Origin of the sequence: uncultured Duncaniella sp. (genome assembly GCF_910577345.1) — a bacterium.
Taxonomy (GTDB): domain Bacteria; phylum Bacteroidota; class Bacteroidia; order Bacteroidales; family Muribaculaceae; genus Duncaniella.
The window spans coordinates 87,745-94,192 of sequence record NZ_CAJTMT010000011.1 but is presented as its reverse complement, the minus strand read 5'-3'; the positions used below and the strand labels follow the sequence as shown (position 1 = coordinate 94,192).

Here is a 6,448-nt window from a genome sequence, read left to right as displayed (position 1 = left end):
GGGAGGGGGAGAGAACGGGGAGGTCGGACAAGTCGGACAAATCGGACGGGTCTGACCGGTCTGACCTGTCCGACTTGTCCGACTTGTCCGAGCTGTCCGAACTGTCCGAACTGTCTGACCGGTCTGGCTTGTCTGGATGCAAAAAAACCGTCGCGGTTCCCGGATGGGAAAAGCGACGGCTTTTTAAGCTTAGAGTCGGAATTTATTATACGCCCTGGAGCTTGAAGGTAACGGGGAGGGTGTACCATACGTTCACCGCATGTCCGTTCATCTTGCCAGGGACGAAATCGGGAAGAGCCTTAACTACTCGTACAGCTTCCTTGTCAAGGTCGGGGTCCTTTGAACGGATCACCTTAACCTCACCGACCTTACCGGTCTTGGTTACAACGAACTGAACGACTACGCGACCCTGAATGTTGTTTTCCTGAGCCATTGCCGGATAGCGGAGGTGCTCACCTACCCACTTGAGGAGGGCTGCTTCACCGCCGGGGAACTGAGGCTTCTGTTCAACCACGGTAAATACCTGGTTGTCATCCACGGGTTCGGGTTTCTTCTCTTCGACGATAACTTCTTCTTTGTGTTCACGCACCACGTTGAGGTCGTCAGTACCCTTGTCAAAGTCAGTGGTACCTACGGCGGTGTCAGTGTCCTTAAGTTCGTCCTGCGATTTGATTTCCTCGACAACTTCTTCGTCTTTGGTAATCTGAAGTTCGGTTGCCTTTACAGTGTTGAGGATCTCCTCGGGGAGAGCTTCGGGCTGCTGCTCTTCAACGCGCTGCTGCTCGGGTTCATCGGGCTCTTCTTCTTCCTGCTCATCTGCGGAGTAGTCGATCATAGCCTGCTCAATCTGGTCCTCAGGACGCTCTTCAGCTTTCTGAAGCACAGTGTTTGCAAGGAGACCAAGGACGGCTACAAGAAGAAGGACGATAAGGATCACGAGCATTGCGCGGTTGTGGCGCTTTGCGGATGATTTGCGGAGCGAGTAAGCTCCGAATTCTTTATTTTTGCCTTCGAATACAAGGTCAATCCATTCTGATGATGAAAGATCTACATCTTTTGCCATATTTCAATTAAGATTTTTCGGGGTTAATATATCATTCATCAACAGATTATTTCTTGGGGTTCTTGGCGAGGTAGTCAAGGATGAGCACGGAGTCATTCTTGTTGATGTTGTCAATCTGATAACGTGAGATCTGATTGATCTGCATCTCGTCAAGAGCGCTGATTAAGCTTTCCCATGAAGCTTCGGGAGTGGCCTTGATGATCACAACAGGACGGGTGAGCGTGGAGTCATTACGGATTTCACGCGCGCGGGCCTGATAGATTGAGTCGTTGACAGCAGAGATTGACGAGAACTCTTTGTTACGCCATTTTGCTTTCTCTTTCTCGATTTTCTCAAGCACGGCCTTGTTGCGGTCATGGAGGATTTTGCGGATGCCCTGCTGAAGTTTTCCGTCGTTGCCGATGAATTGTTCAGCTTTCAGCTTGTTGTTGTCAAGGAGTCCATCGCCGTTTTCGTCGGTGAAGTCAGGCATACCTTCGTAGAAGTATACTGTGTTCATCGGACGTCCGCTGTCGTCTTTCTTGACATCGCCGTTGGCATTGCGGTCAGTTGTCAGGATGAGGGTGATAGCCTCTGATTCCTTTGCTTTGTTCATCTGAGTCTGATCCACTTTCTCGTTCGAGGGGAGCGAGATGGTGAGGGTCTGTGACTTAATCATTGTGGTACAAAGCATGAAGAATGTAATCAGAAGCATGTTCATGTCCACCATGGGAGTAAAGTCCACATGGATCGACATTTTCTTCTGGGCGCCTTTTTTCTTTTTGCCGCCGTCTGATTGTTCTATCTGTGCCATAATGATTATTCTTGCTCAGTTTTTAAAGCTGTCATGATGCTGAAGCGGTTCATCTTCATTGTCTGGAGGTTGTCGAGCACGTCATGGACAGTGTTGTAGGGGGTGTCCTTGTCGGCCTTGACAGCGATACCTTCACCCTTTTTCATGGCTTTCTGAAGGTTGTCGTTTCCGGAGTTGTAGATGGCGCGCATCCAGATCTGGAACTCGTTGAGGTGGTCCATATCCTTGTTGTCATTGATGGGTATACCCACACCCTTCTGGGTCATGTCAGTGATGAACTTGTCCTGATCAGTCTGTGACATGGAGAGGAACTGGGGGAGTACCTGGAAAGGAACACCGAACATATTGATTTTAGAGAACGCGTCGCGCTGTGCTACTGTGAGCTGCACCTGATTTGAGGGGTGCTGCTTGTTGTAGAGCGTTACTGCTTCATCAAGAATCGTCTTGCGGAGAGCCTCAGATCCCCATGTGTCTTTGGTTTCAGCGTCAGCGTCACCGGCAATGGAGATGAAGATTTTCCCCTCGGGGCTCACGAGCACCGACGCCAGGTTGGCGGTCGGCACTTTCTGCTCCGACACAGAGGAAGGGGTCAACACAGTGACCGGCTCCTTCTGCAAGAAGGTAGATGTCAACATGAAGAAAGTAAGCAAGAGCACAGTCACGTCACTCATCGCGGTCATGTCGATGAGGGTGCTTTTTCTCTTCATTTTTACTTTTCCCATATTACGATAATCTATTGTTAGAGGTTAAATAATTGGTTTAAACCTTGGAAGTTTGAATATCAGTAATTGGGATTAGTGTGTAGCTGTGAATGTCTGCACGATAGAATAACCGATCTCGTCGATAGCGTAGGTGAGATTGTCGATCTTGTTGGTGTAGAAGTTGTAAGAGATAACAGCGAATGCACCGGTTGCGATACCGAAGGCAGTGTTGATAAGTGCCTCAGAGATACCGGTAGAGAGCTCGGTTGAGTCAGGAGCACCAGAAGCAGCGAGTGCCTGGAATGACTTGATCATACCCATTACAGTACCGAGAAGACCGACGAGAGTACCGAGAGTGGTGAGGGTAGCGACGATGGGGAGGTTCTGCTGGAGGGCGGGCATTTCGAGAGCGGTAGCCTCTTCAACAGTCTTCTGAAGGTTGGCAACCTTCTGCTCTTTGGTGAGGACAGTGTTCTTGTCCATTTCTTCGTAGCTTACGAGAGCTGCAGCAACAACGGCGGCAACTGAACCCTTCTGGTTCTTGCAGAGGTCTTTTGCACCCTGGATGTTACCTGCGGCGAGGCACTTCTTGACACCGGCAACAAACTTTTCGATAGAACCTTTACCCTTTGCAGAAGAGAGGGCGATCCAACGTTCAACTGAGAGAACGATTACAGTAAGGAAGAGGGTCTGGAGGATAGGCACGATGAAACCGCCCTTGTAGATAGTTCCCCAGAGGTCAATGGGGTGACCTTCCTCGAAGTGAGATTCGTGACCGAACCAGAAGATGAAGAGACATACTGCTACAACGAAGCAGGCGAGGATCACCAAGAAGGCATTCTTGATGCCGGCTACATTGCTTCCGGAGTTGTTCTTAGCGTTAGCCTTTGCGGGCTGTGCGGAATTAGGCTTTTGAGCTTCCATAATTTTGTAATTACTAAAGATTTTAAGTTTATTGGTTTATTTTGTTATTAGTTTTGATGATTTTTCGGTAACTTTTTTAAGGTTGAGCTTTAGATGGTATCGATTTATCGTCCCGTTTCGGGGAGGGATTTTAAACGATAATGCAAAATTAAAAGGAAAAATCGGTGTTTGCAAACGTTTTGCTTCTTTTTTTTGTCATAAAGAAACTAAAATACAAATTATAACATTTCGGGGCTGACAATATTTTATTCCTTGAACTTAATTCAGTTAAATCTTATTAAGTGATATTCAAATATATTTATTATCTTTGTGCTTTCCAATTTTTAATCAGGTACAAATACACATTCTAAGGATGAGAAGGACTGTCAGCCTTAAGAAAGGCTTAAACCTCAATCTTGAAGGTGGCATGGCTTCCCAAAGCCCGGTCACCATTCCCCTTCCTGCCCGCGTTGCCGTGATACCCGACGATTTTCCGGGTTTTCTGCCTAAACTTGATGTTGCCGAGGGCGACAGGGTGGAAGTCGGTTCTCCGCTTCTTCATGACAAAAATGATTCCCGCGTGAAGCTCGTTGCGCCGGCTGCCGGCACAGTGGAGGCTATCGTGCGTGGTGCCCGCCGCAAAATCGAGCGTGTGGTCGTCAAGGTCGATGCCGCCGCTGCGGATGCTCCGGTGAAATCCGCGCCATTTGCCGACGGTGATGCTTCTGCAGTCGCCGAGGCTCTGATGACGTCGGGCCTTTGGGCCATGATGCGCCGCCGCCCCTACGACATTGTCCCCCTCCCGTCTGACCGCCCGCGTGCAATCATGGTGACGGCTATGGACACGGCTCCCCTTGCGCCTTCGCTCGAAGCGATGGTCGACGGTAAGCGCAGCGAAATCGAGGCCGGAATCAAGGCTCTTGCAAAACTCTCGGCAGGCCCTATATATATAGGTGTCGAATCCGGCTCTAAGCTCCCGGATTTCGCAGGAGCCGAGATGGTGGAATTTCCGCGTCTTCATCCTGCAGGTAACGCAGGAGTGCAGATTGCCAACATCGAGCCTGTCAACAAGGGCGAGGTGGTCTGGACACTCGACATCGTGACCCTCATACGCATCGGTCACCTCGCGCTCACCGGTGAGGCCGACTGGTCGGTTTCGGTAGCTGTCACCGGCAGCGAAGTCAATGAACCCCGGATGGAGAAGACCATCGCAGGCGCCGAACTCAAAACAATCCTCGACGGCGAACTTAAGGCCGACGGAGTCCATCAGCGTATCATTTCCGGTAATGTCCTTACCGGCACACGCGAGAGCCTCGACGGTTTCCTCCGCTACCCTTACCGTCAGGTGACCGTCATCCCCGAAGGCGACGATGCAGACGAATTCATGGGCTGGGCCTCGATGAGTCCCTCGAAAATGAGTGTCAGCCCCTCGTTCATCGGCCGTTTCCTCAACCGCAAGTTCGCTCCCGATGCGCGTATCAACGGCGGTCGCCGTGCAATGATAATGTCGGGTGAATACGACAAGGTGTTCCCGATGGACATCCTCCCCGAATATCTCATCAAGGCCATTCTCGCCAAGGATATTGACCGCATGGAAGCGCTCGGAATCTACGAGGTCGCTCCCGAGGACTTCGCGCTTGCCGAATATGTCGACCCCTCGAAACTTGAACTTCAGAAGATTGTCCGTGACGGTCTCGACTATCTCCGCAGCGAAGTCTGATAAATTCATTCCCGAATCAAAATCTCAACAATGAAAGCGCTAAGAAATTATCTTAACAGAATCAAGCCCAATTTCGAGCCAGACGGTAAGCTTCATGCCTTCCGCAGCGTGTTCGACGGGTTTGAGACCTTTCTCTACACCCCCAACACCACTTCGACCTCGGGCGTGAATGTCCACGACAGCCTCGATTCGAAGCGAGTGATGATTATAGTGGTCCTCGCCCTCATGCCCTGTCTGCTTTTCGGCATGTATAATGCCGGTTATCAGAACTGGCTCGCTGCGGGTGCCACAGAGTTCCCCTTCTGGCAACTGATGGCCTACGGCTTCCTTGCCGTCCTCCCGCGCATCGTCGTGGCCTACGTCGTCGGTCTCGGCATCGAGTTTGTCGTGGCTCAGTGGCGTCGCGAGGAGATTCAGGAAGGTTTCCTCGTGACCGGTATCCTCATTCCACTCATCTGCCCGATTGAGACTCCGCTATGGATGCTCGCCGTGGCCACTGCCTTCTCGGTAATATTCGTCAAGGAAGTGTTTGGCGGAACAGGCTACAACGTCTTCAATGTCGCGCTCGTCACCCGTGCCGTCCTTTTCTTCGGCTATCCGGCCCAGATGAGCGGCGACAAGGTCTTCGTCTCCACCAATTCAATCTGCGGGCTCGGATTTGACCTCCCCGACGGATTCTCAGGCGCTACCCCTCTCGGACAGATTGCTTCGTTCACTGGCGGTAACCTCGAACTTCTAAATCTCAAGGGTAATCCCATCAGCACATGGGATGCCTTCCTCGGACTCATCCCCGGTTCGTTTGGCGAGACATCCACTCTCGCAATCCTCATCGGAGCCGTGCTTCTGCTTGCGACCGGAATTGCTTCGTGGCGCATCATGCTCAGTGTGATTGCCGGCGGTCTCTTCATGGGCTGGGTGGCCAACGTGTTCCAGACGCCCACCTATCCCGCGTCGTTCCTCGACCCCTTCGACCAGCTTCTCTTCGGAGGCTTCGCATTCGCAGCCGTCTTCATGGCCACCGACCCTGTCACCGCCGCCCGCACGAATCCGGGAAAGTATGTCTACGGTTTCCTTGTCGGTGTGGTCGCCGTGCTTATCCGCACCTACAACAACGGCTATCCCGAAGGTGCAATGCTCGCCGTGCTGCTTGCCAACGCCCTTGCCCCGCTGATTGACTATTGCGTAGTGCAGCTCAACGTCTCACGCCGTATGCGCCGCCAGCGCCGTGTGGCTTCCTAAAATCATGTCAGAAACCAAAAAGCTATAAC

The 6,448-nt window shown here is 51.5% G+C and carries 6 protein-coding genes; 2 read left to right on the top strand and 4 right to left on the bottom strand.

Annotation, left to right across the window (positions count from 1 at the left end):
- Positions 1 to 205: 205 nt before the first annotated feature.
- The 4 genes from QZ310_RS06725 to QZ310_RS06710 form a co-directional block, all read right to left on the bottom strand.
- On the bottom strand, positions 206 to 1,063 hold the full coding sequence (locus QZ310_RS06725) for an energy transducer TonB (RefSeq protein WP_297071711.1): 858 nt from the start codon (positions 1,061 to 1,063) through the stop codon (positions 206 to 208).
- A 46-nt stretch (positions 1,064 to 1,109) separates the two neighbouring features.
- The gene (locus QZ310_RS06720) at positions 1,110 to 1,856 is read right to left on the bottom strand and encodes a biopolymer transporter ExbD (RefSeq protein WP_297071709.1); all 747 of its coding nucleotides are present in this window, start codon (positions 1,854 to 1,856) and stop codon (positions 1,110 to 1,112) included.
- A 5-nt stretch (positions 1,857 to 1,861) separates the two neighbouring features.
- Positions 1,862 to 2,563: a biopolymer transporter ExbD gene (locus QZ310_RS06715; RefSeq protein WP_297071707.1), complete on the bottom strand. Its 702-nt coding sequence runs from the start codon at positions 2,561 to 2,563 to the stop codon at positions 1,862 to 1,864.
- Positions 2,564 to 2,650: 87 nt separating this feature from the next.
- Positions 2,651 to 3,481, bottom strand: coding sequence for a MotA/TolQ/ExbB proton channel family protein (locus QZ310_RS06710; RefSeq protein WP_297071705.1), 831 nt, complete (start codon positions 3,479 to 3,481; stop codon positions 2,651 to 2,653).
- Positions 3,482 to 3,833: 352 nt separating this feature from the next.
- Here QZ310_RS06710 and QZ310_RS06705 point away from each other — a divergent pair, with 352 nt between their 5' ends.
- Positions 3,834 to 5,180, top strand: a complete 1,347-nt coding sequence (locus QZ310_RS06705) for a Na(+)-translocating NADH-quinone reductase subunit A (RefSeq protein WP_297071703.1) — start codon at positions 3,834 to 3,836, stop codon at positions 5,178 to 5,180.
- 30 nt (positions 5,181 to 5,210) lie between these two features.
- Complete coding sequence (locus QZ310_RS06700; RefSeq protein ID WP_297071701.1) at positions 5,211 to 6,419, top strand: NADH:ubiquinone reductase (Na(+)-transporting) subunit B; 1,209 nt, start codon at positions 5,211 to 5,213, stop codon at positions 6,417 to 6,419.
- Positions 6,420 to 6,448: the final 29 nt, after the last annotated feature.

Bases quoted from the DNA above. Each gene is read 5' to 3' on its own strand.
- QZ310_RS06710 (WP_297071705.1), bottom strand. From the start codon at position 3,481: ATGGAAGCTCAAAAGCCTAATTCCGCACAGCCCGCAAAGGCTAACGCT.
- QZ310_RS06715 (WP_297071707.1), bottom strand. From the start codon at position 2,563: ATGAAGAGAAAAAGCACCCTCATCGACATGACCGCGATGAGTGACGTG.
- QZ310_RS06700 (WP_297071701.1), top strand. From the start codon at position 5,211: ATGAAAGCGCTAAGAAATTATCTTAACAGAATCAAGCCCAATTTCGAG.
- QZ310_RS06725 (WP_297071711.1), bottom strand. From the start codon at position 1,063: ATGGCAAAAGATGTAGATCTTTCATCATCAGAATGGATTGACCTTGTA.
- QZ310_RS06720 (WP_297071709.1), bottom strand. From the start codon at position 1,856: ATGGCACAGATAGAACAATCAGACGGCGGCAAAAAGAAAAAAGGCGCC.
- QZ310_RS06705 (WP_297071703.1), top strand. From the start codon at position 3,834: ATGAGAAGGACTGTCAGCCTTAAGAAAGGCTTAAACCTCAATCTTGAA.